This is a genomic window from Ramlibacter sp. GCM10027632 (assembly GCF_042675325.1).
Lineage (GTDB): Bacteria > Pseudomonadota > Gammaproteobacteria > Burkholderiales > Burkholderiaceae_C > Ramlibacter.
The window spans coordinates 180,789-205,283 of record NZ_JBHTGW010000001.1; the positions used below are offsets into that span (position 1 = coordinate 180,789).

General features: G+C 69.4%; 20 protein-coding genes and 4 tRNA genes. 6 read left to right on the forward strand and 18 right to left on the reverse strand.

Going from position 1 to position 24,495, the window contains the following annotated elements; genetic code table 11:
• Positions 1 to 51: 51 nt before the first annotated feature.
• From ACFQZY_RS00870 to lgt, 3 genes are read right to left on the reverse strand one after another with little or no spacing between them, the layout of a single operon-like run.
• A complete protein-coding gene (locus tag ACFQZY_RS00870) occupies positions 52 to 1,581 on the reverse strand; it encodes a malonyl-CoA synthase (RefSeq protein WP_377411511.1) in 1,530 nt (509 codons plus the stop codon).
• A gap of 12 nt (positions 1,582 to 1,593) precedes the next feature.
• The gene (locus ACFQZY_RS00875; RefSeq protein WP_377411513.1) at positions 1,594 to 2,331 is read right to left on the reverse strand and encodes an enoyl-CoA hydratase/isomerase family protein; all 738 of its coding nucleotides are present in this window, start codon (positions 2,329 to 2,331) and stop codon (positions 1,594 to 1,596) included.
• Positions 2,328 to 3,146, reverse strand: a complete 819-nt coding sequence (gene lgt, locus ACFQZY_RS00880; protein ID WP_377411515.1) for a prolipoprotein diacylglyceryl transferase — start codon at positions 3,144 to 3,146, stop codon at positions 2,328 to 2,330. Before lgt ends, ACFQZY_RS00875 begins: the two co-directional genes overlap by 4 nt.
• A 104-nt stretch (positions 3,147 to 3,250) precedes the next feature.
• On the opposite strand from lgt, the gene ilvD reads away from it, so the two are divergent.
• A complete protein-coding gene (gene ilvD, locus ACFQZY_RS00885; RefSeq protein ID WP_377411517.1) occupies positions 3,251 to 4,942 on the forward strand; it encodes a dihydroxy-acid dehydratase in 1,692 nt (563 codons plus the stop codon).
• Positions 4,943 to 4,960: 18 nt separating this feature from the next.
• Here ilvD and ACFQZY_RS00890 read toward each other — a convergent pair whose 3' ends face one another.
• On the reverse strand, positions 4,961 to 5,212 hold the full coding sequence (locus ACFQZY_RS00890; protein ID WP_377411519.1) for a TIGR04438 family Trp-rich protein: 252 nt from the start codon (positions 5,210 to 5,212) through the stop codon (positions 4,961 to 4,963).
• Positions 5,213 to 5,344: 132 nt separating this feature from the next.
• Here ACFQZY_RS00890 and ACFQZY_RS00895 point away from each other — a divergent pair, with 132 nt between their 5' ends.
• Positions 5,345 to 5,650: a c-type cytochrome gene (locus tag ACFQZY_RS00895; protein WP_377411521.1), complete on the forward strand. Its 306-nt coding sequence runs from the start codon at positions 5,345 to 5,347 to the stop codon at positions 5,648 to 5,650.
• A gap of 94 nt (positions 5,651 to 5,744) precedes the next feature.
• Here ACFQZY_RS00895 and acs read toward each other — a convergent pair whose 3' ends face one another.
• Positions 5,745 to 7,730, reverse strand: a complete 1,986-nt coding sequence (acs, locus tag ACFQZY_RS00900) for an acetate--CoA ligase (protein ID WP_377411523.1) — start codon at positions 7,728 to 7,730, stop codon at positions 5,745 to 5,747.
• Positions 7,731 to 7,856: 126 nt separating this feature from the next.
• Here acs and ACFQZY_RS00905 point away from each other — a divergent pair, with 126 nt between their 5' ends.
• Complete coding sequence (locus ACFQZY_RS00905) at positions 7,857 to 8,453, forward strand: YqhA family protein (protein WP_377411525.1); 597 nt, start codon at positions 7,857 to 7,859, stop codon at positions 8,451 to 8,453.
• An 18-nt stretch (positions 8,454 to 8,471) separates the two neighbouring features.
• Here the strand turns inward: ACFQZY_RS00905 and ACFQZY_RS00910 are convergent, their stop codons facing one another.
• The gene (locus ACFQZY_RS00910) at positions 8,472 to 10,691 is read right to left on the reverse strand and encodes a hypothetical protein (RefSeq protein WP_377411527.1); all 2,220 of its coding nucleotides are present in this window, start codon (positions 10,689 to 10,691) and stop codon (positions 8,472 to 8,474) included.
• A 67-nt stretch (positions 10,692 to 10,758) separates the two neighbouring features.
• Positions 10,759 to 12,138, reverse strand: coding sequence for a class II fumarate hydratase (fumC, locus tag ACFQZY_RS00915; protein WP_377411529.1), 1,380 nt, complete (start codon positions 12,136 to 12,138; stop codon positions 10,759 to 10,761).
• 193 nt (positions 12,139 to 12,331) lie between these two features.
• Between fumC and ACFQZY_RS00920 the strand changes: the two genes are divergently transcribed.
• From ACFQZY_RS00920 to murI, 3 genes are all read left to right on the forward strand, one after another.
• Complete coding sequence (locus ACFQZY_RS00920; protein WP_377411531.1) at positions 12,332 to 12,730, forward strand: H-NS family nucleoid-associated regulatory protein; 399 nt, start codon at positions 12,332 to 12,334, stop codon at positions 12,728 to 12,730.
• Positions 12,731 to 12,816: 86 nt separating this feature from the next.
• Complete coding sequence (locus ACFQZY_RS00925; RefSeq protein ID WP_377411533.1) at positions 12,817 to 14,370, forward strand: fumarate hydratase; 1,554 nt, start codon at positions 12,817 to 12,819, stop codon at positions 14,368 to 14,370.
• 4 nt (positions 14,371 to 14,374) lie between these two features.
• The gene (murI, locus tag ACFQZY_RS00930; RefSeq protein ID WP_377411535.1) at positions 14,375 to 15,151 is read left to right on the forward strand and encodes a glutamate racemase; all 777 of its coding nucleotides are present in this window, start codon (positions 14,375 to 14,377) and stop codon (positions 15,149 to 15,151) included.
• Here murI and ACFQZY_RS00935 read toward each other — a convergent pair.
• The 11 genes from ACFQZY_RS00935 to clpX all read right to left on the reverse strand — a co-directional run bounded on the left by ACFQZY_RS00935 (position 15,148) and on the right by clpX (position 24,414).
• Positions 15,148 to 16,455: an MFS transporter gene (locus ACFQZY_RS00935; protein ID WP_377411537.1), complete on the reverse strand. Its 1,308-nt coding sequence runs from the start codon at positions 16,453 to 16,455 to the stop codon at positions 15,148 to 15,150. The genes murI and ACFQZY_RS00935 overlap by 4 nt on opposite strands.
• Before the next feature lie 83 nt (positions 16,456 to 16,538).
• Complete coding sequence (locus ACFQZY_RS00940) at positions 16,539 to 17,171, reverse strand: DUF6806 family protein (protein ID WP_377411539.1); 633 nt, start codon at positions 17,169 to 17,171, stop codon at positions 16,539 to 16,541.
• Between the two features lie 33 nt (positions 17,172 to 17,204).
• Positions 17,205 to 17,293 (reverse strand) — tRNA-Leu (locus ACFQZY_RS00945).
• A gap of 68 nt (positions 17,294 to 17,361) precedes the next feature.
• Positions 17,362 to 17,437 (reverse strand) — tRNA-Gly (locus ACFQZY_RS00950).
• 149 nt (positions 17,438 to 17,586) lie between these two features.
• A complete protein-coding gene (locus ACFQZY_RS00955; RefSeq protein ID WP_377411541.1) occupies positions 17,587 to 18,840 on the reverse strand; it encodes a GGDEF domain-containing protein in 1,254 nt (417 codons plus the stop codon).
• A 33-nt stretch (positions 18,841 to 18,873) separates the two neighbouring features.
• The gene (locus ACFQZY_RS00960; protein WP_377411543.1) at positions 18,874 to 19,611 is read right to left on the reverse strand and encodes a substrate-binding periplasmic protein; all 738 of its coding nucleotides are present in this window, start codon (positions 19,609 to 19,611) and stop codon (positions 18,874 to 18,876) included.
• A gap of 93 nt (positions 19,612 to 19,704) precedes the next feature.
• Positions 19,705 to 20,280, reverse strand: a complete 576-nt coding sequence (locus ACFQZY_RS00965; protein WP_377411545.1) for a hypothetical protein — start codon at positions 20,278 to 20,280, stop codon at positions 19,705 to 19,707.
• Between the two features lie 86 nt (positions 20,281 to 20,366).
• Positions 20,367 to 20,440 (reverse strand) — tRNA-Cys (locus ACFQZY_RS00970).
• Positions 20,441 to 20,491: 51 nt separating this feature from the next.
• Positions 20,492 to 20,567, reverse strand: a tRNA-Gly gene (locus ACFQZY_RS00975).
• Between the two features lie 71 nt (positions 20,568 to 20,638).
• Entirely contained in the window at positions 20,639 to 23,077 is a 2,439-nt protein-coding gene (lon, locus tag ACFQZY_RS00980) for an endopeptidase La (protein WP_377411547.1), read from the reverse strand.
• 71 nt (positions 23,078 to 23,148) lie between these two features.
• Positions 23,149 to 24,414 carry an ATP-dependent Clp protease ATP-binding subunit ClpX gene (gene clpX / locus ACFQZY_RS00985; protein ID WP_377411549.1) on the reverse strand — a complete coding sequence of 422 codons (1,266 nt, stop codon included), beginning with the start codon at positions 24,412 to 24,414 and terminating at the stop codon, positions 23,149 to 23,151.
• Between the last annotated feature and the right edge of the window lie 81 nt (positions 24,415 to 24,495).

Here is a 24,495-nt window from a genome sequence, read left to right on the forward strand (position 1 = left end):
GCGCCGTGGCCGGCGGCCTGCGCCGCGCACGGCGCCGCCGCCGGGCGCCCCTCAGGCGAACAGCGACTTGTACTGGTCCCGCAGCAGGTTCTTCTGCACCTTGCCCATGGTGTTGCGGGGCAGCTCGCCCACCACGAAGCAGCGCTTGGGGATCTTGAAATTGGCCAGCTGGGACTTGAGCGTGGCGATCACCGTATCGCCATCGACCGTGGCGCCGGCCTTCGGCACCAGCACCGCCACGCCGACCTCGCCGAAGTCGGGGTGCGGCACGCCCACCACCGCGCTCTCGTCGACGCCCGGCAGCTCGTTGATGCAGCCCTCGATCTCGGCGGGGTAGACGTTGTAGCCGCCGGAGATGATCAGGTCCTTGCTGCGGCCGACGATGGTGACGTAGCCGCGCGCGTCGAACTTGCCGACATCGCCGGTCTTGAACCAGCCGTCGTCGGTGAATTCCTCCTTCGTCTTCTCGGGCATGCGCCAGTAGCCCTTGAACACGTTGGGCCCGCGCACCTGGATGCCGCCGATCTCGCCCACCGGCACCGGCTGGCCGGCGTCGTCACGTACCCGCACGCCCACGCCGGGCAGCGGGAAGCCCACGGTGCCGCCGCGGCGCTCGCCGTCCTCGGCCCGGTAGGGATTGGAGGTGAGCATCACCGTCTCGCTCATGCCGTAGCGCTCCAGGATGGTGTGGCCGGTGCGGGCCTGCCAGTCGCGGAAGGTCTCGACCAGCAGCGGCGCCGAGCCCGAGATGAACAGGCGCATGTGGCGGGCCGCCTGCTTCGTGAGCGCCGGCTCGCCCAGCATGCGCACGTAGAGCGTGGGCACCCCCATGAAGACCGTGGCCTCGGGCATGCGGGCGATGACGCGCTTGGGGTCGAACCTGTTCAGCCAGATCATCTTGCTGCCATTGACCAGAGCGCCGTGGATCGCCACGAACAGCCCGTGCACATGGAAGATCGGCAGCGCGTGGATCAACACGTCGCCGGGGACCCATCCCCAGTAGTCCTTGAGCGTGAGCGCGTTCGAGGACAGGTTGCCGTGCGTGAGCATGGCGCCCTTGCTGCGGCCGGTGGTGCCGCTGGTGTAGAGGATGGCGGCGAGGTCGTCGTCGCCGCGCGCCGCGCAGTCATGCGCGTCGCTGCAGTGGGCGGCGCGATCGAGCAGCGAGCCGCTGCGGTCATCACCCAGGGTGAAGACGTTGCGGGTGCCGGCCTGGAAGGCGATCTTGCTGACCCAGCCGAAATTCTTCGGGCTGCACACCACCACCGCGGGCTCGGCGTTGCCGATGAAGTAGGCGATCTCGGCGCTCTGGTAGGCGGTGTTCAGGGGCAGGAAGACATGGCCCGCGCGCAGCGTGGCCAGGTACAGCATCAGCGCCTCGACCGACTTGTCCACCTGGGCCGCGATGCGCGAGCCCGCGGGCAGCTGCAGCGAATCCAGCAGGTTGGCGATCATGGCGCTGGCGCGGTCCAGGTCGCGCCAGGAGTAGCACAGGCCCTCGTCGGTCTCGACCGCGACGGCGTCCAGGTCGGCGGGGAAGGCCGCGCGCAGCACGGCGAAGAGGTTGCGGTGGGTCGTCATGGCGTGGTCCGGTCAGAAGCCGGGCGTTCGTTTCTCGAGGAAGGCGGTGATGCCCTCGCGGTGCTCGGCGCTGTCGGCATAGGCGTAGGTCCCCGGCTCGCCGCGCAGCAACTGCTTGTTCATGCGCGCGGCCTGCGGCGCGAGGCCGGCGATCCGGCGCGCGAGCGCATCGATGCGGGGGGCGAGCTCGCCCGCGGGCAGCACCTCGTTGAGGAAGCCGCGGGCCTTCATCTCGCGGGCATCGAGCACCGCGGCGGCCAGCAGCATCTCGCGCGCGGTGAGGTCGCCGGCCGCGCGGGCGACCAGGCGCGCCTCGCGTTCGGCCATGGGAAAGCCCAGGCGGGCGATGGGCGCGCCGAAGCGCGCCTCCTCGCTGGCCAGGCGCAGGTCGCAGCAGCTGGCGATCTCGACGCCGGCGCCCATGCAGGCGCCGCGGATCGCGGCCACCACGGGCACGTCGCAGGCGAGGATGGCCGACAGGCCGCCCCACACCTCCTCCTCGTGGAAGCGGCGCAGCTGCGGCTCGTCGAAGCGGAAGCCGGGGTACTCGGAGATGTCGCCGCCGGCGCAGAAGGCCTCGCCCTCGCCCTCGATCACCACGCAGCGCCATTGCGGCTCGCGCGCCAGCGCCAGGAACACCTCGCGCAGCGTGACCCACATGGCGCGCGACATCGCATTGAGCTTGCCGGGGTGCGAGAGCGTCACCCGCGCGACACCGCCCTCGCCCGCCAGGCGCACCTCGCCGGTCATGCGCGCGCCTCCCCGCGCCGCGCGGCCCAGGCCCACAGTGCCGCGCCGCCCAGCACCATGGGCACGCACAGCCACTGTCCCATGGACAGGCCCAGCGACAGCAGGCCCAGGTGCGCGTCGGGCTCGCGGAAGTACTCGGCGATGAAGCGCATCACGCCGTAGCCCGCGAGGAACGCCGCCGAGACCTGGGCGGGGCGGCGCGGCCGGCGCGCGTACAGCCACAGCAGGATGAACAGCAGCACGCCCTCGAGCAGGAACTGGTAGACCTGCGAGGGATGGCGCGGCGCGAGCGAGCCGCTGTGGGGGAACACCATCGCCCAGGGCAGCGACGGGTCGGCCGGGCGGCCCCACAGCTCGCCGTTGATGAAGTTGCCCACCCGGCCCGAGGCCAGGCCCAGCGGCACGCAGGGCGCCACCAGGTCCATCACCTGCCAGAACGGCTTGCCGCGCGCGCGGGCGAACCACCACTGCGAGGCGATCACGCCCAGCATGCCGCCGTGGAAACTCATGCCGCCACGCCACACCGCCAGGATCTCCAGCGGATTCGCGGCGTAGTAGGAAGGCTTGTAGAACAGCGCATACCCGAGCCGGCCGCCGACGACGACCCCGACGACCCCCCAGAACAGCATGTCCTCCACGTCCCGCGCGCTCCAGGCGCCCGGGCCGGTGACCGAGGCGAAGGGCTCGTGGCGCAGGCGCCGGCGCGCCAGCAGCAGGAACAGGGAAAACGCCGCCACGTAGGTCAGCCCGTACCAGTGGATCGCCAGGGGCCCCACCTGGAGGGCGACGGGGTCGATGGAGGGGAAGGTCAGCATGCGCGCGATTGTGCCCGGCCCCGGTGCGACAATGGCGGGCTGCCGCGCGCCGCGGCAGCCGCCTCAACGAGACTCCAACTACTCCCAGACTCCCCAGAGACACCATGGACACCAAGCCGATCCAGATGCACCTGCGAAGCAGCAACATCACCGAGGGCAAGTCGCGCGCCCCGAACCGCTCCATGTACTACGGCATGGGCTACAAGGAAACCGACTTCGGCAAGCCCATGGTCGGCGTGGCCAACGGCCACAGCACCATCACCCCCTGCAACAGCGGCCTGCAGCGCCTGGCGGACGCGGCCGTCCAGGGCATCGTCGAGGCCGGCGGCAACCCGCAGGTCTTCGGCACGCCCACCATCTCCGACGGCATGGCCATGGGCACCGAGGGCATGAAGTACTCCCTGGTCTCGCGCGAGGTCATCGCCGACTGCGTCGAGACCTGCGTGCAGGGCCAGTGGATGGACGGCGTGGTCGTCATCGGCGGCTGCGACAAGAACATGCCCGGCGGCCTCATGGGCATGCTGCGCGCCAACGTGCCCGCCATCTACGTCTACGGCGGCACCATCCTGCCGGGCAAGTGGAAGGGCCAGGACCTGAACATCGTCTCCGTGTTCGAGGCCGTGGGCGAGAACGCCGCCGGCAAGATCTCCGACCAGGAGCTCAAGGACATCGAGCAGCACGCCATCCCCGGCACCGGCTCGTGCGGCGGCATGTACACCGCCAACACCATGTCCTCGGCCTTCGAGGCTCTGGGCATCTCCCTGCCCTACTCCTCCACCATGGCCAACGTCCACGAGGAGAAGGTGGCCTCGGCCCGCGAATCGGCCCGGGTCCTGCTGGAGGCGATCCGCAAGGACATCAAGCCGCGCGACATTGTTACCCGCAAGTCGATCGAGAACGCGGTCGCGGTGATCATGGCCACCGGCGGCTCGACCAACGCGGTGCTGCACTTCCTGGCCATCGCCCACGCCGCCGGCGTGGAGTGGACCATCGACGACTTCGAGCGCATCCGCCAGCGCACCCCCGTGCTGTGCGACCTCAAGCCCAGCGGCAAGGCCCTGGCGGTCGACCTGCATGAGGCCGGCGGCATCCCGCAGGTCATGAAGATCCTGCTGAACGCCGGCCTGCTGCACGGCGACTGCATCACCATCACCGGCCAGACCGTCGCCGAGGTGCTCAAGGACGTGCCGGACACGCCGCCCGACCAGGGCGTGATCCACACCATCGACAACGCCATGTACAAGCAGGGCCACCTCGCGATCCTCAAGGGCAACCTCTCGCCCGAGGGTGCGGTCGCCAAGATCACCGGCCTGAAGAACCCGGTCATCACCGGCCCGGCCCGCGTGTTCGACGACGAGCAGTCGGCGCTCAAGGCCATCCTGGACGGCAAGATCAAGGCCGGCGACGTGATGGTGCTGCGTTACCTGGGCCCCAAGGGCGGCCCGGGCATGCCCGAGATGCTGGCCCCCACCGGCGCCCTGATCGGCGCGGGCCTGGGCGAGAGCGTGGGCCTGATCACCGACGGCCGCTTCTCCGGCGGCACCTGGGGCATGGTGGTGGGCCACGTGGCCCCCGAGGCCGCCGCCGGCGGCACCATCGCGCTGGTCAACGAAGGTGACACCATCACCATCGACGCCCACCAGCTGCTGCTGCAGCTGCACGTGAGCGACGAGGAACTGGCCAAGCGCCGCGCCACCTGGACGGCCCCGGCGCCGCGCTACACGCGTGGCGTGCAGGCCAAGTTCGCGTTCAACGCGGCCAGCGCCAGCAAGGGCGCGGTGCTTGACAACTTCTGAGGCTGAACAGCCCCCGGCTCAGCGCGGGCCGGGGTGCTCCCGCGGCGGCAGGCCGGTCGGCGCCTGCGCGCGGGCGATGCGGTCGCGCTTGCGCGCGTCTTCGCGCTCCATCGCCACGCGCTTGGTGTAGCCGGACCAGTCGGCCCAGGTCCACCACAGGGCGGCCAGCGGGAACGGGATCAGCACGGCCCACCAGGACCAGTCGGCCACGGGGCCGAGTTCGAGCAGCTTGAGGGCCACGAGGACGAGGCCGAGTCCGAGGAGGTACATAGCAGTCTTCAGGAGGGCGCGTGTACAACGCTTGCATGACATTTGACCGTACTCCGCCTGGGGTGGTCAACCGTCGCCGGTAGAATGCCGTTTGACGCGTATCAACCATCCGACACATCTCTGGAGCCCCCCATGAAGCGCATCTTGCTCGCCCTTGCCGCGACCTCCGTCCTGTCCGCCCCGGCCTTCGCCGACCAGGCCCTGGCCCAGTCGAAGAACTGCATGGCCTGCCACGCCGTCGACAAGAAGCTGGTCGGTCCTTCCTACAAGGAAGTCGCCGCGAAGTACGCCGGCGACAAGGGCGCCGTCGACAAGCTGGCTGTCAAGATCGTCAAGGGCGGCAGCGGCGTCTGGGGTCCGGTCCCCATGCCCGCGAACACCCAGGTCAGCGACGCCGAGGCCAAGAAGCTGGCGGCGTGGGTCATGAGCCAGAAGTAATCCGGCCCGCCCCCAAGCAAAAACCCGCCTTCCGGCGGGTTTTGTCTTTTCGGCAGTGGAGGGAGAGGGCCCTGGCCGGCCCTCCCCTGCGCCGTCACAGCGACTTCGCCAGCTGCTCCAGGATGTGCGGGTTCTCCAGCGTGGAGGTGTCCTGGGTGATGGTCTCGCCCTTGGCGATGGAGCGCAGCAGGCGGCGCATGATCTTGCCGGAGCGGGTCTTGGGCAGGTTCTCGCCGAAGCGGATGTCCTTGGGCTTGGCGATCGGGCCGATCTCCTTGGCCACCCAGTTGCGCAGCTCGTTGGCGAGCTTCTTGGCGTCGTCGCTGTTGGTCGGCACGCCGCCCTTGAGCACCACGAAGGCGCAGATGGCCTCGCCGGTCAGGTCGTCCGGGCGGCCCACCACGGCGGCCTCGGCCACCAGGTCGGTCTTGGCGACCAGCGCGGACTCGATCTCCATCGTGCCCATGCGGTGGCCAGAGACGTTCAGCACGTCGTCGATGCGGCCGGTGATGCGGAAGTAGCCGCGGTCGGCGCTGCGCACCGCGCCGTCGCCGGCCAGGTAGTAGCCCTTGAGCTCCTCGGGGAAGTAGGACTTCTTGAAGCGCTCGGGGTCGTTCCAGATCGTGCGGATCATCGACGGCCACGGGCGCTTGACCACCAGGATGCCGCCCGCGCCGTTGGGCATGTCACCGCCCTGCTCGTCGACGATGGCCGCCGCGATGCCCGGCAGGGGCAGCGTGCACGAGCCCGGCACCAGCGGCGTGGCGCCCGGCAGCGGGGTGATCATGTGGCCGCCGGTCTCGGTCTGCCAGAAGGTGTCCACGATCGGGCAGCGCTCGCCGCCGATGTTCTTGTGGTACCACATCCAGGCTTCCGGGTTGATCGGCTCGCCCACCGAGCCGAGCAGGCGCAGCGTGGACAGGTTCCAGTTCTTCGGGTGCACCTTCTCGTCGGAGTCGGCGGCCTTGATCAGGGAGCGGATCGCGGTGGGCGCGGTGTAGAAGATCGTGACCTTGTGGGCCTCGATCATCTGCCAGAAGCGGCCGGCGTTCGGGAAGGTGGGCACGCCTTCGAACACCACCTGCGTGGCGCCGGCGGCCAGCGGGCCGTAGGCGATGTAGGTGTGGCCGGTGATCCAGCCGATGTCGGCGGTGCACCAGAAGATGTCGTTCGGCTGGAGGTCGAACGTCCAGTCCATGGTGAGCTTGGCCCACAGCAGGTAGCCGCCGGTGGCGTGCTGCACGCCCTTGGGCTTGCCGGTGGAGCCGGAGGTATAGAGGATGAACAGCGGGTGCTCGGCGCCCACGGGCACCGGGGCGCACTCGGTGGACTGGCCGGCGAGCACTTCCTCGAAGGTCTTGTCGCGGCCGGCGACCATGTTCACCGGGGTCTTGGTGCGGTTGTAGACGATGACGGTCTTGAGCGTGTCGCAGCCGCCCAGGCCGATCGCCTCGTCGACGATGCTCTTGAGGGGCAGTTCCTTGCCGCCGCGCATCTGGTAGTTGGCGGTGATCACGGCCACCGCGCCGGCGTCGACGATGCGCTCGTGCAGCGCCTTGGAGGAGAAGCCGCCGAACACCACGCTGTGGGTGGCGCCGATGCGCGCGCAGGCCTGCATCGCCACCACGCCCTCGATGGTCATGGGCATGTAGATGACGACGCGGTCGCCCTTCTTGATGCCCTGGGCCTTCAGCGCGTTGGCGAACTGGCTCACGCGGGCCAGCAGCTCCTTGTACGTGACCCGGGTCACGGCGCCATCGTCGGCCTCGAAGATGATCGCGGTCTTGTTCTCGACCGGGGTGCCGATGTGGCGGTCCAGGCAGTTGGCCGAGGCGTTCAGCTCGCCGTCGTCGAACCACTTGTAGAAGGGGGCGTTGGATTCGTCGAGGGTCCGGGTGAAGGGCTTGCTCCAGCGCACGTTCTCGCGGGCCAGGCGGGCCCAGAAGCCCTCGAAGTCGCTGGCGGCCTCCTGGCACAACGCCTCGTAGGCGGCCATGCCGCTGATGCGCGCGGCCTTGACGGTGGCCTCAGAGGGCGGGAAAACGCGGTTTTCCACCAGCACCGATTCGATAGCACTCATGCATGTCTCCGTCGTGGTTTGAGTCCGGGCGCAACTGTCATTCCGGGGACTTACAGGGCTCTGACTCAGGCGGCCGCACCCGCCGGTGTCACGGCCTGTCCATACGGCCTACCTACAATCCCGGCCATGCAACCCCAACGTCCCCTTCGTCCCCTCCCGAACCTGATTTTTGCCAGCCGCTGGCTGCAGTTGCCGCTCTACCTCGGCCTGATCGCCGCCCAGGCGGTCTACGTCTTCCACTTCTGGGTCGAGCTGGTCCACCTGCTCGAGGCCGCGTTCGGCAGCCAGGCCGCGCTCGACAAGCTGGTCACCAGCATCGGCTACAAGTCGACGGCGCCTCTGGCGGGCTTGAACGAGACCGTGATCATGCTGGTGGTGCTGGCGCTGATCGACGTGGTGATGATCTCCAACCTGCTGATCATGGTGATCGTGGGCGGCTACGAGACCTTCGTCTCGCGCATGGACCTCGAGGGCCACCCGGACCAGCCCGAGTGGCTCAGCCACGTGAACGCCTCGGTGCTGAAGGTCAAGCTGGCCACCGCGATCATCGGCATCAGCTCGATCCACCTGCTCAAGACCTTCATCAACGCCGACAACTACTCGGACAAGGTACTGATCGCGCAGACCGCGATCCACATCACCTTCCTGCTGTCGGCCCTGGCGATCGCGCTGACCGACCGCCTCATGTCGCACCCGGCCCCGTCCGCGGGCGCGGACCACTGACCCCGCGCTGGACAGACCCTAGCCCACCCGCGCAGGCCGCAGCCAGGCCTGGGCCACGCGCCCGCCATCGGGTCCGGTGGTCAGCCGCACCAGGCCGCCGTTGGCCTCGGCGATGCGTGCGGCCAGGGCCTGGCCGGCGGCGTCCTGCTCGCCGGCCGGCTCGGCGGGGCCGTGGGCGTGGCCGGCGATGCGCACCACGATCCGGCTGGCCTCGAGCGAGGTCGAGATCTCGATCGGCGCGTCCCCATGCCGCACCACCTCGTCCAGCAGGTAGAGGAACAGGCGGCGCGCCTCCGCCGCGGGAATGTCGGCCAGGGGCAGACCGCCGAACGTCCACAGCAGCGGCGGCCCATCCCCGCCCGACAGCAGCGGTCGCAGCGCGCCGAGCTCGCCATTGATGTCGGTGGCGAGCTCCCCCGCGTCCTGCCGGCGCGCCGCGAACAGGTCCAGCTGCGCCACCCGCCGGGCCATCGCCTCCAGGCACTCGGCGGTGCCAGCCGCCTCGGCCGCGCGCGGGATCGCCTCCCGCAAGGCCGCCAGCGCCTCGGCCAGCGCCTCGCCCAGGAGGGCCAGGCCGAGCTCCTCCTTGTCACGCCCTCGGGCCAGGGCGCCTGCGGCGCGCTGGATGCTCCGGCGCATCGCCTGCATCGCCGGGTCGACCGCCCCTGTTTCCTCGTCGTCGGCCGGGGCCGGTGCGACGAGCGGGTCCGCGGCGTCGATGGTCCGGCTGAACCATGCCAGGCGCTGGCGCGCCCGCGCGACCACCAAGGCCGCCGCCGCAACCAGGAGCAGTCCGAGCGCGCCGAGGGCCACCCCCTGCATCGGCACGAAGACGGGGCTGCTGAAGCGGATCCACTGCCTGCGGCCGTCGCCATCCTCGAGCTGGACCCAGAGGAAGGAGTCCGGGAACGGCGTGATGAGGATCGGCAGGTCCGGCCGTCGCTGCCGCAGCGACTCCACCGCCTTCTGGGCAAGCCAGAGCCGCGGCGGCGCGATCGTCCAGCGCGCCGGGTCGTCCACCTGCACGGCCCCGCCGCCATACAGCGACAAGGCCTTGAGGTACGCCGCCCTGTGCTCTGCCGGCAAGGCACGGTAGCTCGCCTGGATGCCGGTGACGACGACATCCATGGTCTCTGCCGCGGATTGCGCGCGGGGCGAGGCCACGACACGGGTGACCACCAGTCCCCCCAGGGCGATCGCCAGGACGAACAGCGCCGTGACCATCACCACGTCACCCACCAGGCTGCGCCAGGGCGGGGACGCGCGGGAGGCGCGCAGCGCGGGAGCGCCTGCACCGGAACGCTTCTCCGGCGTTGCAGCCGCGGCGACGGCATCGAGCCGGGCCAGCGCATCCTCCAGGCGCGCCACGCCCTGCGCTGCCTGCGGCGAGGCCAGCGACGGCTCGGAGCCGGCCAGCCGCACGAGACCGTGGCGCAGGTCGCTGGCCACGGCCACGGCCAGGCTGGCCCGCTCGCGGCTCGCCTGCGCCAGCCGCGCCGCCAGCGCCGAGAGGTGGGGTTGCGGGTCGTCGGCCGCAAGGGCCGCGGTGCGCGGCCCCTTCGCAGACGCAAGGCCCGCCCCCGCGGTCTCGAGGTGCTCGAGTTCACGGCGCATCCAGCCGACCCGGTGCCGCAGCCGCCACGCGAGGAAGGCCGACCCCAGCGCGCCCACCGCGACCAGCAGGGCCAGCGACACCAGCACGGCGGCCCTCCAGTCAGCCGGCCTGGACGGCACGCTCACGCGCAGCCAGGTCCAGCCGCCCCCTCGCGCCGGCAGGGCCAGCCAGATCTGCTGCCCGCCCGGCCCCTTCGTCAACCCCACCCGGCCGACCGGCAGCAGGTTGCGCATGCGATGGAGGACCACGGCCGTCGCCTCGTCCGCGGGCTCGACCAGCCCCCAGGGGAGCGGGTCGTCACGCGCGATCCGCCCCCGTCCCCCGGCCACGACGGCGTCGAGGAAGGCCTCGCGCTGGACCTCGGGCAGCCGGTCGTAGGCTTCCGCCAGCGCGCCGAACTCGGCCGACAGGTGCCTGCCGGCCGCGTCGATGCGCGGCTCGGAGAACATGCGCGTGAAACCGAGGAAGGCCACCGCGAAGACGCCGGCCGTCAACGCCGTCAGCAGCAAGGCCTCGCGCAGGGGCACGACCGGCAGGAACGGTCGCAGCCAGGCGAATGCACGACGCCACCACCCGGCCGGGTCGGACGCCAGGCCACCAATGCGTACGGAAGAGTGGTCCACCCGCACAAAGTAGCACAGCCGTACTAAGAATCAAAATGCCCATGACGGCATCGGCGGTTGCCGCGGCTCAGGTCATCGAGGCCGGGTCGACCCACGCGTCGAACTCCTCGCCGGTCACGGTCCCCAGCGCCAGGGCGGCCTCGCGCAGGCTGCTGCCCTCGCGGTGCGCCTTGCGGGCGATCTCGGCGGCGCGGTCATAGCCGACATGGGGCGCCAGCGCCGTCACCAGCATCAGCGAGCGTCCCACCAGGTCGGCGATGCGCGCCGTGTCGGGCTCGATGCCCTGGGCGCAGTGCCGGTCGAAGCTGCGCATACCGTCCGCCAGCAGGCGGATGCTTTGCAGGACGCCGTGGGCGATCAGCGGCCGGTACACGTTCAGCTCGAAGTGGCCGGAGGCGCCCCCCAGGTTGACGGCCACGTCGTTGCCGAACACCTGGCAGCAGGCCATGGCCAGGGCCTCGCACTGCGTGGGGTTGACCTTGCCCGGCATGATGGAGGAGCCCGGCTCGTTCTCCGGGATGCGGATCTCGCCGAGGCCGCAGCGCGGGCCGCTGGCCAGCCAGCGCACGTCATTGGCGATCTTGGTGAGGCTGGCGGCCAGGCCCTTGAACGCGCCGTGGGCATGCACCAGCGCATCGGCCGCGGCCATCACCTCGAACTTGCTGGTCGCGGTGACCAGGGGCAGGCCGGTGTCCCGGGCGAGTTCGTCGGCCACCGCCTGCGCGTAGCCCGCAGGCGCGTTCAGCCCGGTGCCGACCGCGGTGCCGCCGAGGGCCAGCTCGCACAGGTGCGGCAGGCTCGCCTGCAGGTGCCGGTCGGCCTGGGCGAGCTGGGCGGCGTAGCCGCCGAACTCCTGGCCCAGGGTCAGGGGCGTGGCGTCCTGCAGGTGGGTGCGGCCGATCTTGACGATGCCGGCGAAGTCACGGGACTTGCCCTCCAGGGTGGCGCGCAGGCCGGCCAGCGCGGGGCGCAGGCGCCGCTCGATGCCCTCCACCGCCGCCAGGTGCATGGCCGCGGGGTAGACGTCGTTGGACGACTGGCTCATGTTCACGTCGTCGTTCGGGTGCACCCGGCGACCGGCCCCGCGCGGCCCCCCCAGCAGCTCGCTGGCACGGTTGGCGAGCACCTCGTTGAGGTTCATGTTCGTCTGCGTGCCCGAGCCGGTCTGCCAGACCACGAGGGGAAACTCCGCGTCATGCCGGCCCGCCAGCACCTCGCCGGCGGCGGCGGCGATGGCCTCGGCCCGGTCCGCCGGCATCAGGCCGAGGTTGCGGTGCACCACCGCGGCGGCCCGCTTGATCCGCGCCAGCGCCAGGATGATCTCGCGCGGCTGGCGCTCGCCGGAGATGTCGAAGAAAGCCAGGGAGCGCTGCGTCTGCGCGCCCCAGAGCCGGTCGGCAGGTACCTCGATGGGGCCGAAACTGTCCTGTTCGCGTCGCGTGGCCATGGCATCCCTCCGGAGGAGAAAAGGATTCATTCTGGGCATTCCCGGCCCGTGATCCGGCGACCGGTTGAAACAGGAGAAAACCCGGCGCCGGATTTTTCTCAAAACCTTTTATAGTGCGGCGCGGCGGGTATTTGAAGAAAACCCCAAAACCCTTTTTGAATTGATCAGCAAATAACCCTTGAAGGAGCGGAGCATGGCAAATGGAAATGGCTTGAACCTCGGCGACATCGACCTCGACCGGATCGACCTCGCCACCCTCAAGAAGCTCGCCGACGCCGCCAGCGAGAAGTTCGAGCATCGCAAGCGCAGCGAGCTCAAGACCATGGTCACGAACTGGCTCGCCGAAGCCGGCGCCGTCGGCTACAGCATCCAGGACGTGCTGGCCGAGGTCCGCTCGCGCCAGCCGGCCCAGGCCGGCGCCCCGGGCAAGCGCACGCGCGGCATCCGCGCCGACAAGGGCAAGACCGCCGCGCCCAAGTACCGCGGCCCCAACGGTGAGCTGTGGAGCGGCCGCGGCCAGCCGCCGAACTGGATGCGCCCCCTGCTGGCGGCCGGCAAGACCAAGGAAGACTTCCTGATCGACAAGGCCTGAAGGCCGCGCCGGGAAGCCGGTCAGGAGGGGGGAAGCCGGCGCTGAGATAATCGGCGCCGAGTCAAACCCTCCCCCCTCCCCACGCCATGACCACGAGCATCCAGCAGGCCGACCTGATCGAATCCATCGCCGCGGCACTCCAGTACATCAGCTACTACCACCCGGCCGACTACATCGCCCACCTGGCCCGCGCCTACGAGCGTGAACAGAGCCCCGCCGCCAAGGACGCGATCGCCCAGATCCTCACGAACAGCAAGATGTCCGCGCTGGGCCACCGCCCCATCTGCCAGGACACCGGCATCGTCAACGTCTTCCTCAAGGTCGGCATGGACGTGCGCTGGGAGGGCTTCTCCGGCAGCCTCGACGACGCCATCAACGAAGGCGTGCGTCGCGGCTACAACCACCCCGACAACACCCTGCGCGCCTCGGTCGTGGCCGACCCGCAGTTCGCCCGCAAGAACACCAAGGACAACACGCCCGCGGTGGTCTTCACCGAGATCGTCCCCGGCAACACCGTCGAAGTGACGGTGGCCGCCAAGGGCGGCGGCTCCGAGAACAAGAGCAAGATGGTCATGCTGAACCCGGGCGACTCGGTGGTCGACTGGGTCCTCAAGACCGTGCCCACCATGGGCGCCGGCTGGTGCCCCCCGGGCATGCTGGGCATCGGCATCGGCGGCACCGCCGAGAAGGCCGTCCTCATGGCCAAGGAAAGCCTGATGGACGACATCGACATGTACGAGCTGCAGGCCAAGGCCGCCAAGGGCGAGAAGCTGTCCCAGGTCGAGGAACTGCGCCTGGAGCTGCACGAGAAGGTCAACGCCCTGGGCATCGGCGCGCAGGGCCTGGGCGGCCTCACCACCGTGCTGGACGTCAAGATCAAGATGTACCCCACGCACGCGGCCTCCAAGCCCGTGGCCATGATCCCCAACTGCGCGGCCACCCGCCACGCCCACTTCGTGCTCGACGGCTCCGGCCCCGCCTACGTCGAGCCGCCGAGCCTGGACCTGTGGCCCAACGTCGACTGGACGCCCGACACGAAGAAGTCCAAGCGCGTCGACCTGAACGCCCTCACCCCCGCCGAAGTCGCCAGCTGGAAGCCGGGCGACACCCTGCTGCTGAACGGCAAGATGCTCACCGGCCGTGACGCCGCGCACAAGCGCATCCAGGACATGCTGGCCAAGGGCGAGAAGCTGCCGGTGGACTTCACCAACCGGGTCATCTACTACGTCGGCCCGGTCGATCCGGTCAAGGACGAGGCGGTCGGCCCCGCCGGCCCCACCACCGCCACCCGCATGGACGGCTTCACCGAGATGATGCTGGCCCAGACCGGCCTGATCGCCATGATCGGCAAGGCCGAGCGCGGCCCGGTCGCCATCGAGGCGATCAAGAAGCACAAGAGCGCCTACCTGATGGCCGTGGGCGGCGCCGCCTACCTGGTGTCCAAGGCGATCAAGAAGGCCAAGGTGGTCGGCTTCGAGGACCTGGGCATGGAAGCCATCTACGAGTTCGACGTGGTCGACATGCCCGTGACCGTGGCGGTCGACGCCGGCGGCACCAGCGCCCACATCACCGGCCCGGCCGAGTGGCAAAAGCGCATCGCCTCCGGCGAGTTCAAGGGCATCTCGGTCGCCGCGGCCTGACGCCTTGAGCGCCCCCCTCGGCGTCTTCGACAGCGGCATCGGCGGCCTCAGCGTCCTGCGCGCGCTGCGGCGCGAGCTGCCGCACGAGGACGTCGTCTACTTCGCGGACACGGCCTGGGTGCCCTACGGCGAGCGCGGCGACGCGTTCGTGCAGGAACGCACGCTGGCCGTGGCGCAGGACCTGATCGAGCAGCGCGGCGTGAAGCTGCTGGTGGTGGCCTGCAACACCGCCACCGCCTCGGCCATCGCCGCGGTGCGGGCGCGCTGGCCGCAGGTGCCGGTGGTGGGCGTCGAGCCTGCGCTCAAGCCCGCGGCCCGCGCCACCCGCACCGGGCGCGTGGGCGTGCTGGCCACGCGCGGCACGCTGGCCAGCGCCAAGTTCCGCATGCTGCATGAATCGCTGGCCGCGCAGGCCGAGTTCGTGCTCCAGCCCTGCGACGGCCTGGCCGCCGCCATCGAGGCCGACGACGCGCCGCGCATCGAGTCCCTGTGCGCGCAGTACATCGGCGCGCTCGGCCCCCTGGGCCCGGCCGCCGGCTGCATCGACACCCTGGTGCTCGGCTGCACCCACTATCCCTTCGCCCTGCCCGTGATCGAGCGCCTCGCCGGTCCCGGCGTGGCCATCCTCGAGACCGGGGAGCCGGTGGCCCGGCAGGCGCGTCGCCTGCTCGAACAGGCCGGCCTGCTCGCGCCCGGCCCGCAGCGGGGCCGGCTCACCCTCGCCTGCTCGGGCCCGCCGCCCGCACTGGAAGCGGCGGCACGCCGCTGGCTCGGCGACTAGGCGCCGGACGCCACCGCGGCCGCGCGTCCGCGCGCCACGTCGACCTTCGCCAGCAGCGCCAGTCCCGCGACGAACAGCCCCGAGGTGGCCACGATGGCCACGCGCTGGTTGCCCCCGGTGGCCCAGGTGATCGCCCCGTACATCAGCGGTCCCACGATCGAGGCCAGGCGGATGGCCACGCTCCACAGCCCGAAGAACTCGGCCAGCTGGGCCGGCGGCGCGAACAGCCCCGCCATCGCCCGGCCCGCCGACTGGCTGGAGCCCATGCACAGGCCCGCCAGGCCCGCGGCCCACCAGAACTCATCCTTGCCCTGGGCCGAGGCGGCCAGCACGCAGGTGAGGATCCAGCCCACCAGCGTGAGGGCCAGCGCCGGCTTGTGGCCGATGCGGTCCTGCAGGTAGCCCCAGGCGAAGGCGCCGGCGGCCGCCGCGGCGTTGAGCGCGAAGATCAGCACCATGGTCTCCTGCGGCGCGAAGCCGATCACCTGCTCGGCGTAGATCGCCGCCAGCGCGATCGCCACCGCCACCCCGCCCTGGTAGCAGACCGCGCAGGCCATCAGCCACATGAAGTCACGAAAGCGCCGGGCCTGCGCGAAGGTGCGCCGCAGCTGCGCCAGCGATGCCCGCAGGCCCGCGCGCTGCGGCGCCTGCGGGTCGGGCTGCGCATGCTCGCGCAGCAGTGCGAAGGTGACCAGCGCCGCCGCACCGTACATGAACGCCGTCACGCCCATCGTCACCGGCACGAAGTGCGAGGCCGGCAGCCCCCGGGCCTGCGCGTGCAGCACATAGGCCAGGCACAGCCCCAGCGTGAGCATGCCGCCCAGGTAGCCCAGTCCCCAGCCCCAGCCGCTCACGCGCCCCATCGCCTCGGGCCGTGCGAGCTCCGGCAGGAAGGCCGCGGTCAGCGACTCGCCCCAGGCGTAGAAGGTGTTCGAGATGACCACCAGCACGATGGCCAGCGCCACCTGCCCGGGCCCGGCCAGGGCCAGCGCCGCGGTGGACACCACGCAGCCGGCCGTCACCAGCATCAGCAGCCGCTTCTTGGCCGCGCGCAGGTCGGCCCAGGCGCCGAGGGTCGGCATGGTGAGCATCACGATCGCGTAGGAGGCGCTGAGCGCCGCCGTCCAGGCGAAGGTGGCCCAGGGCGCCTTGCCGGCGATGCCGCCGACGAAATAGGCCGCGAACACCGCGGTGATGACCACGGTCGTGTAGCCCGAGTTGGCGAAGTCGTACATGGCCCAGCCGAAGACTTCGCGCCGGCGCACGCCCGGGCGCAGGGCGGAATTCACGGAATCGGGAGGCATCGCGCGAGGATAGCCCAGCGCCACCGGGGTCCAGGAACGCGAAGGCCGGAACGAGTCCGGCCTGGGCAGCGATGCGGGGGGGGTCAGTGCAGGTGCCGCGGGCGTCGGCCACCGCCGTGCGAGCCCCCGGAGCCCGGCCCGCCACTGCCGCGCGGCGGCTTGCCCAGCTCCAGCGAGCTCACCAGCGCGTCGAAGCGCTGGCTGAACAGGCGATCGACCTCGGCGACCACGCCCCCCAGTTCGGAGGCATCGAAGTGGCGCTCCATCAGGTGGATCACGTCCTCCACCAGCAGGTCCCGCTGCACCTGCATGATCGCGGCCGGCGTGGGGCCGACGAAGAGCATCAGGAAATCGTCGCGCGAGTCCTCCTCGGGCGGGGCCTCCTCCTCGTCGAACTCGGTGTCGTAGAAGGTGACCTCGACCGCGGCGCCCTGGGACGCCAGCTCGTTGAGGCTCATGCACATCTCGTCGAGCGCCTGGCGGAAGTCCTCGTCGCCGGACAGGGTCCAGCACATGGTGAGCAGGTGGGCGGTGGCATCGAAGCGGATGCCCGGCTCCTCTTCGTAGGCGCTCTCGGCGGCATCGGCCAGCGACTTGGCGCCGATGTATTTCCAAAGGGGTTTGAGCGCCTCCTGCAACTGCGCGAACGTCACGTCCGCGCGCAGCGGCACGTCGCCGTGCACATGAATCTCGAAGGGGGCGTTGTAATGGGACATGATGCTCTCGCGCCGGAACGCTGCCTGACCGGATGGTGCCTCGAACCGGAATCGAACCGGTACGCCCGGCAAAGGGCGGCGGATTTTAAGTCCGCTGTGTCTACCAATTTCACCATCGAGGCCAGCAGTGGCCAATGTAATTCAGATGCGCAAAGAAAAAAGGAGAAGCCTAAGCTTCTCCTTTTTGAATTGGAGCGGGAAACGAGACTCGAACTCGCGACCTCAACCTTGGCAAGGTTGCGCTCTACCAACTGAGCTATTCCCGCGGAAGCCGCAAGTATACATCACTTTTCGGGCCTCTTGAAAGCCGACGCAATGACTCGCTCGCAGGGCCTGTGTCAGCGAGACCGGCGCAACGAACAGGCCGGCACCGTCGGCCTGCCGGCTTGAGCCACGCACCGGCCCCCAGGCGCGCCTAACCGGGCGCGATCTGCACCCGGTTGCGTCCCTGGGCCTTGGCCTCGTAGAGGGCGGCATCGGCGCGGCGCAGGGCGGCGTCGAGCGACACATCGGAGGCATCGCCGATGCCGGCGCTGAAAGTGGCGTGGAGCGTGCGCCCCTCGCCCAGGTCGATCGGACGCTGGGCGAACTGCTGCCGGATGCGCTCCACCAGCCGCGCCGCGATCTCCGGCGCGACCTCCGGCAGCACCAGGGCGAACTCCTCGCCGCCGATGCGCCCCACCACATCGGTCTCGCGCAGGCCGCCCTTGAGCAGCGCCGCGAAGGCCTTGAGCACCCGGTCGCCGGCTGCATGGCCGTAGGTGTCGTTGATGGCCTTGAACTGGTCGATGTCGGCCATGACCACCACCACCGGCCGGCGGTGCCGGTGATCGCGGCTGATCTCGGCCTGGGCCATCTCCATGAACTTGCGGCGATTGAGCAGGCCGGTCAGGTCGTCCTGGCTCGCCAGCTCCTCCAGCGCGACCCGGCTCTGCTCCTTCTGCGCCAGCAGCTCGCGCAGCGCGCGGAGGGCGGCCTGGACGGCGGCGATCTCGCGCAGCGGAGACCGCTCCAGCTCGAGAGCAGGATCCACAGTGTCGAGGCGCGACAGGACGCGGTTCATGCCGAGCAGGGGTCGGACCAGCAGGCGGTGCACCTGCCACAGCAGGAACAGGACCGTCGCGATGAACAGGGGCAGGACGACGTACAGCTTGTTGCGCGCGCCCTCCATGCGGTCCGAGACGCGCTGGAGGTCCGCTGCGGCCAGGTTCACGCTGTCGTTGAAGAGCTCGTCCACCAGCAGGGCCAGCTGCCGGGACTGCTGCCGCCAGGCCTCCCGGTGCCGGCCCAGGGCAGCGGGATCCACCTCGGCGCGCTCGACCGCGGCCTGCAGCAGCCGCTGGGACTGCGCTGCCATCTCGCGCGCCCGGCTGTCGTCCACCAGGCTGGGGTGGGCGGCGATCAGCTTGACCATGAACAGGGCCTGCTGGCGGCCTTCCGGCGAGGTGGAGGCGAAGACATTCTCGCCCTCCTCATGGAGCCGCTCGAGGTTACGCGCGAGCTGCTGGTGGCGCCGCATCTGCGGCAGGGTCTCGTCGTGCATGCGGGCCGCCTCGGAGAGCACCCGGCGCTGGTCCCACGCGATCAGTCCGATCCCGACGGCAAACAGCAGGCTCACCACCACCGCCATGACCGCCAGCAGCCGCCCCGTGCCTACGCCTGCTTCCACGGTCGGTGCCACGGGGGTCATCGCGTCAGGCCGTCAGTCGATCCGGAACGGAAGGAACTGCGAATTGATCTTGTCATGGCGGCCATCGCGCCGGATTCGGTCGAGCGCCGCATCGACGCGGACCTTGAGCTCCGGCTGCCGGGGCGAGATGGCAAAGCAGGCGTCGCCGCCGAGTCCGGGGGCATCGAGGGCCTGCGACATGAGGCCGAGCTTCTCGAAGCCCGGCTGCTGGATCAGCGCGATCGCGGTGGGCATGGGGACCAGCCCCGCATCGGCCAGGTCCGCCTGCAGCACCTGCGCGACCTGGTCGTTGCTGCGCAGCGGCTCGACGACCCAGCCCCGCGAGCGCACATAGGCTTCCTGAGCGGAGCCGGCGACCACCGCCACCCGCGCACCCGGCGCGCCCGGGCGCACGCCCCGCTTGGTGAACCAGATGGAGCGCGAGCGGAAGAAGGGTTTGCTCAGGAGCACCTTGGCGCGGCGCTCGGGGGTGTCGAGCAGGCCGATGGCGGCAATGTCGAACTCGTCGGCGAGCAGGCCATCGATCACCTTGTCGAGGGTGATGACCTTGTAGGTGCAGGTGGCGCGCAGCTCTTCGCAGACGGCACGGATGATGCCGATGGTGAAACCGGTGAGCTCGCCCTTGGCGTCGCGGTAGGACATGGGCACCGAGCTGTCGAGGACGGCGACCCGCAAAGGCCTGTCCGTCGCGCGTGCCGCCAAGCTCGCGACGAACAGGGCCAGGACGAGGAAATAACGGAATAAGGCCACGAAAAACCCAGAAGGATGGGCTAGCGATTCCGAATTAGCCTAACACAAAGTAGTCATTTTTACCATTGAAGCAGCCTAGAACCAAAGTGCGACTCAGGGTTGCGGCGCAACGAAAAGGAAGGGGCGGCGAATCTCGACCTTGAGGATGATGTGGGGCGGATAGGCGAACCTTCCCCGGGTCCCCGAACCGGCCGTGGCGGCGCCGATCGCCCCGCCCAGGCCGTCGCCGATGGCGTACCCCTCCAGCATCAGGGGCAGCATGAGTCCGCCGGCTGCGACGCCGGCAAAGGCCGCCAGGCCGGCCCCGACGACGGCACCGGCGCCCACCCCGACCCCTGCGCCGAATCCGGCGGCCCGGTCCGCCCGCTCGACCTGGGCGCCCTGCGGGCGGATGCGCGCCATCGCCGCCGACGCGCCGTCCGCCAGGTGGCACATGACCTGCAGCGGCTGCATCGATGGCTTGACCCGGACGGCACCCGGCGCCTGGAAGTGCCAGGAACCGCGGTCATTGGATGCAATACAGCCCATGCCTTCAGGGACCTGCACGGCCGCTTCGGGCGCAACCGCGAACGCGATCTCCTGGAAGGAAACGTCAGCCCCGGGCAGGAGGGCTGCACAGCCCGCCAGCAAGCCCAGCGGGTACAGGAGCCACGAGCGTCGACAGGCCATCGAGGCATGCTAGCCCCGCCCTGCCCTGCCGCCCAGCCCCAAAAACAAAGCACTCAGGCATTGCTGCGCTGAGTGCTTGTTTGTGTTGGAGGCGCGGGCCGGAGTCGAACCGACCTACACGGATTTGCAATCCGGTGCATAACCGCTTTGCTACCGCGCCGAACTCCGTCGAGAAAAAAGGGAAGCGTGAGCTTCCCTTTTCTTCTTGAATTGGAGCGGGAAACGAGACTCGAACTCGCGACCTCAACCTTGGCAAGGTTGCGCTCTACCAACTGAGCTATTCCCGCGGAAGACCGCTATTCTATGACGAAAATCGCCCCTTTCCGGGAAGCGAGGAAAAAAACTTTCGAAATCTTCCTCAGTGCTTCACCGAGCCGGTGCCGGTGCCCGGCGCGGCGGCCGAACCATCGGGCGTGGCGGGCGCGGCGACGGCCACGGCCTCGTCCTCAGGCAGCGGCGTGGGCTGGCGCTCGAGCGCGATCTCCAGCACCTTGTCGATCCAGCGCACCGGCACGATCTCCAGCCCGTTCTTCACGTTCTCGGGGATCTCCTGCAGGTCCTTGGTGTTCTCCTCGGGGATCAGCACCGTCTTGATGCCGCCGCGCAGGGCTGCCAGGAGCTTCTCCTTCAGGCCGCCGATGGCCGTGACCTCGCCTCGCAGCGTGATCTCGCCGGTCATGGCCACGTCGGCGCGCACCGGGATGCCGGTGAGCGCGGAGACCAGGGCCGTGGTCATGGCGATACCCGCGCTGGGGCCGTCCTTGGGCGTGGCGCCGTCGGGCACGTGGATGTGGATGTCCTTCTTCTCGAAGGCCTCGTCCTTGATGCCCAGCACGCGCGAGCGGCTGCGCACCACGGTGCGGGCGGCCTCGACCGACTCCTTCATCACGTCGCCCAGCGAGCCGGTGCGCAGGATGTTGCCCTTGCCCGGCATCAGCGCGGTCTCGATCGTCAGCAGGTCGCCGCCGACTTCCGTCCACGCCAGGCCGACCACCTGGCCCACCTGGTTCTGCGCCTCGGCACGGCCGTAGGTGTACTTGCGCACGCCGAGGAACTCGTTCAGGTTCTCCGGCGTCACGGCCACCTGCGGCGTCATCTTCTTGAGCTGAAGGCCCTTGACCACCTTGCGGCAGATCTTGGAGAGCTCGCGCTCGAGAGAGCGCACGCCGGCCTCGCGGGTGTAGTAGCGCACCACGTCGCGCACGGCGGCCTCGGTGACCTGCAGCTCCTCGTCCTTCACACCGTTGTTTTTCATCTGCTTGGGCAGCAGGTACTTGATGGCGATGTGGGTCTTCTCGTCCTCGGTGTAGCCGGACAGGCGGATCACCTCCATCCGGTCCAGCAGGGCCGGCGGGATGTTCATCGAGTTCGAGGTGGCCACGAACATCACGTCCGACAGGTCGAAGTCGACCTCGACGTAGTGGTCGCTGAAGGTGTGGTTCTGCTCCGGGTCCAGCACCTCGAGCAGCGCGGACGACGGGTCGCCGCGGAAATCGGTGCCGAGCTTGTCGATCTCGTCCAGCAGGAACAGCGGGTTGCGGGTGCCGACCTTGTTCAGGTTCTGCAGCACCTTGCCCGGCAGCGCGCCGATGTAGGTGCGGCGGTGGCCGCGGATCTCGGCCTCGTCACGCATGCCGCCCAGCGCCATGCGCACGTACTTGCGGCCGGTGGCCTTGGCGATCGACTGGCCCAGCGAGGTCTTGCCTACGCCCGGGGGGCCGACCAGGCACAGGATCGGCGCCTTCACCTTGTCCACGCGCTGCTGCACCGCGAGGTACTCGAGGATGCGGTCCTTGACCTTCTCGAGGCCGAAGTGGTCCTCGTTCAGCACGTCCTCGGCATGGCCGAGGTTGTGCTTGATCTTGGTCTTCTTGCTCCAGGGCAGGCCCACGAGCACGTCGATGTAGTTGCGCACCACGGTGGCCTCGGCCGACATGGGCGACATCAGCTTGAGCTTCTTGAGCTCGGCCTCGGCCTTCTTGCGCGCGTCCTGCGGCATCTTGGCGGCCTTGATCTTCTTCTCGATCTCCTCGATGTCGGCGCCCTCTTCGCCTTCGCCGAGCTCCTTCTGGATGGCCTTGACCTGCTCGTTCAGGTAGAAGTCGCGCTGGTTCTTCTCCATCTGGCGCTTGACGCGGCCGCGGATCTTCTTGTCGACGTTGAGGATGTCGACCTCGCGCTCGATCTGCTCGAACAGGTTCTCCAGGCGGTCCTCGACCTCGGCCAGGTCCAGCACGACCTGCTTGTTGTCCAGCTTGAGCGGGAGGTGGGCGGCAATGGTGTCGGCCAGGCGGCCCGGGTCATCGATGCTGGAGATGCTGGTGAGGATCTCCGGCGGGATCTTCTTGTTCAGCTTGACGTACTGGTCGAACTGCTGGAGCACCGCGCGGCGCAGGGCCTCGACCTCGGCCGAGGCGGCATGGCCAGCGGCCGGGTCGACCGGCACCACGGTGGCGGTGAAATGCTGTTCGCCATCGACGATGCGGCTGACGCGGGCGCGCTGCTGGCCCTCGACCAGCACCTTCACGGTGCCGTCGGGCAGCTTGAGCATCTGCAGGATGGTGGAGACGCAGCCGACCTCGAACATGTCCGAGGCGGCGGGCTCGTCCTTGGCGGCGGCCTTCTGGGCCACCAGCATGATGCGGCGCTCGGCCTCCATCGCGGCCTCCAGGGCCTTGATGCTCTTGGGTCGCCCCACGAACAGCGGGATGACCATGTGGGGGAAGACCACCACGTCGCGCAGCGGCAGCAGCGGCAGCTCGATCGGGTCGGACGGCAGGGGGACGTGGCCGGACATGAAAATCCTTTCTCTACCCGGTCGAGTGTGGACCGGCTGGCTTGTTTTTCAACCCGGAAAACGACAAGGCCTCAGGCCTTTTTCGCGGCTTCGCGATAGACGAGCAAGGGGGGCTTGTTCTCCTCGATCGTCGTTTCGTCGACCACGACCTTTTCGACGTTGTCCGTGGTGGGCAGGTCGAACATGGTGTCGATGAGCGATTGTTCAAGGATGGAACGCAGGCCGCGCGCGCCGGTCTTGCGCGCCAGCGCCTTGCGGGCGATGGCCTTGAGCGCGCTGGGACGGATCTCCAGGTCCACGCCCTCCATGGCCAGCAGCTTGCTGTATTGCTTGACCAGCGCGTTCTTCGGCTCGGTCAGGATCTGGACCAGGGCGTCCTCGCTCAGTTCGGCCAGGGTGGCGACCACGGGCATGCGGCCCACCAGCTCGGGGATCAGGCCGAACTTGATCAGGTCCTCGGGCTCGACGTCGCGGAAGGTGTCGGTCAGCGAGCGCTCCTTCTTGGAGCGCACCGCCGCGCCGAAGCCGATGCCGGAGGCCTCGGTGCGCTGCTCGATCACCTTCTCCAGGCCGGCGAAGGCGCCGCCGCAGATGAACAGGATGTTGGTCGTGTCGATCTGCAGGAAGTCCTGGTTCGGGTGCTTGCGACCGCCCTGGGGCGGCACGCTGGCCATGGTGCCTTCGATCAGCTTCAGCAGGGCCTGCTGCACGCCCTCGCCCGACACATCACGGGTGATGGAGGGGTTGTCGGACTTGCGCGAGATCTTGTCGATCTCGTCGATATAGACGATGCCGCGCTGGGCCCGCTCCACCTCGTAGTTGCAGCTTTGCAGCAGCTTCTGGATGATGTTCTCGACGTCCTCGCCCACGTAGCCGGCCTCGGTCAGCGTGGTGGCGTCGGCCATCACGAAGGGCACGTCCAGCATGCGCGCCAGGGTCTGGGCCAGCAGGGTCTTGCCGGAGCCGGTGGGGCCGATCAGGAGGATGTTGCTCTTGGTGAGCTCGACGTCGTCCTTCTTGGCCTTGTCCTTGTGGCGCAGGCGCTTGTAGTGGTTGTAGACGGCCACCGACAGCGATCGCTTGGCGGGCTCCTGGCCGATCACGTAGTTGTCGAGGTTGGTCTTGATCTCGGCGGGCGTGGGCAGGTCGCCCCGGGCCTCCTTGGGCTCCTCGCCGGCGGGCAGTTCGTCCCGGATGATCTCGTTGCACAGGTCGATGCACTCGTCGCAGATGAAGACCGAAGGTCCCGCGATGAGTTTCTTGACCTCGTGCTGGCTCTTTCCGCAAAACGAGCAGTACAGCGTTTTCTCGCTGGATGAGCCTTTCTTGTCGGCCATGTGGGCGTGCCTCGTAACTTGAGATTCAATGATAACCAAACGAAAACGGCGCTTCCCGGGGCGAGAAGCGCCGTTGCCGGG